The sequence below is a fragment of the Paramuribaculum intestinale genome (genome assembly GCF_003024925.1).
Lineage (GTDB): Bacteria > Bacteroidota > Bacteroidia > Bacteroidales > Muribaculaceae > Paramuribaculum > Paramuribaculum intestinale.
This window is the reverse complement of sequence record NZ_PUED01000322.1, coordinates 1-1666: the sequence shown is the minus strand read 5'-3', so window position 1 is coordinate 1666 and position 1666 is coordinate 1. Positions and strand designations below refer to the sequence as shown.

Below are 1666 nucleotides of genomic sequence, written 5' to 3'. Positions count from 1 at the left end.
AAAGAGGGCTGTCAAAAACTGCTTTTGCTGAAATGATGGGAACATCGCGGCAAAACGTCAATGCCCTATTAAAGAACCCCACCAGAGCTAAACTGGAGGAGATTGCCGCTGCACTTGGTGTACCAGTTTGGCAACTTTTCGCATCACCGGAAGAAGTAGTTTCACAAGAGTTCATCGCGTTTTTCTATCATAAAGGGAGGACACATACACCGACCACGATGGATGAAGTCATGGATATACTCAAAGCATGGAACAAATCAGAATTTCATAAACTCTGCCAATCTCGATTTTTCACACATCTGGATGAAAATCACTCACAAAACGCAGACATTATGAAGCTACGGAATGATTTGTGCGCCTTACTTAATCTTGATTGTGATGCGGACGCAGGCTTAAATAAAGATTGATACCACAATAAGGATTACTAACCAAAAGCAATATGAATAAATGAGAGCTTTTTCAATTCAACAGCCGTGGGGGTCATTGATATGTGCTGGCATAAAGGATGTGGAAAACCGCAAATGGGCGTTGAAGTCAACACCTATGCGCGTTCTTATTCATGTTGGCGCACGGAAGCACAACATCGACGAAAACACCATGCCGCTGGTATGGGCGAACCCAATAGAAAACGCGCAGAATATGGGAATAATCCCGGCAATCGCAGATATGCCAACGTCTGCCATCGTAGGCGTGGCGACCATAGACCGGTGCGAAGAAGAGAATTTCTCAATCTGGGCGCAAGAGGGCCACGGCGCGGAATATAAATGGGTCATGCGCGATGTGAAGCTATTCAAAAAGCCTATTCTTAATGTCAAGGGCAAACTGGGTATCTTTGACTTGCCTGACATTACGGAAGACAATCTGCCTGAATGTGTGGACGTGCCGCCTATCACACGTGACGGAACACACATGACAATCCCCTTATGCAGCGATTTCATCAATCAGTTGCAGGATGGCGAAGCTGACTCGGTTTTCTTTAATCTGACCAATGATAACCTTGCGCTTTTCGGTACGAAGGCACTTAAACCAAAGAAGACGGAAACAGTAACGTTTGTGTGCGGCGATAAATCCCTTGAAGCCAATGTTGCCCAGTACACCATTGAGCCGGTATGTGAAGCCGACTCAGAAGACCCGATTACGTTCACGGATGCCTTTGACCGCGAATATAGCTGGTATCGCGTCTATATCAGAATTGAATAATAGGTTATGAAAGACAAGGAAATGCGTAAGGCTTATGATAAAGCCATCCGACAATGGGTAAAGGCCGACAGCGCGTTGCAGGTGTTTGCCTCGCATATTGTCTTTAGGGGTTTGGTGAGTTCTTGCCGACTATTGGCTATGTATCCGAGGGTTGTATCAGTATAGCGTATGATTGCTCGGAAATAGATGCCGAAGTAGCTATTGGAATCATGGAAGCAAAAGGATTTATCGCGCCTGACGATTTCATATCTTGTAGATAATAATCGCTACCAATAGCGATAAAGATTGCGCCATAGTGGTCTATTCCACCGTGGCGCATTTCTTTTGTAAACGGATAGGTGGATATTCTCAACAAATTGACCCCCTATGGATTATTTAAATTGACCCCCATTGATAACCTGTGATTTTTGGACAGTTTTTACAGGGGTTGACAATAGGGTCTGGGGGATTCTGATGGCGTGTTGAT

Annotated in this window: 2 protein-coding genes; both read left to right on the top strand. The window is 44.9% G+C overall.

Annotated elements, in window-relative coordinates; genetic code table 11:
- The coding region (locus C5O24_RS14190; protein WP_161553916.1) for a helix-turn-helix domain-containing protein at window positions 1-407 on the top strand (407 nt) is incomplete at its 5' end.
- Between the two features lie 40 nt (window positions 408-447).
- Window positions 448-1200 (top strand): ASCH domain-containing protein, encoded by a 753-nt coding sequence (locus C5O24_RS13175; protein ID WP_107681963.1) that lies wholly within the window; start codon window positions 448-450, stop codon window positions 1198-1200.
- Window positions 1201-1666 lie beyond the last annotated feature (466 nt).

What these genes read in the sequence shown, in the direction of transcription:
- C5O24_RS13175 (WP_107681963.1), top strand. Translation starts at nt 448, where the DNA reads ATGAGAGCTTTTTCAATTCAACAGCCGTGGGGGTCATTGATATGTGCT.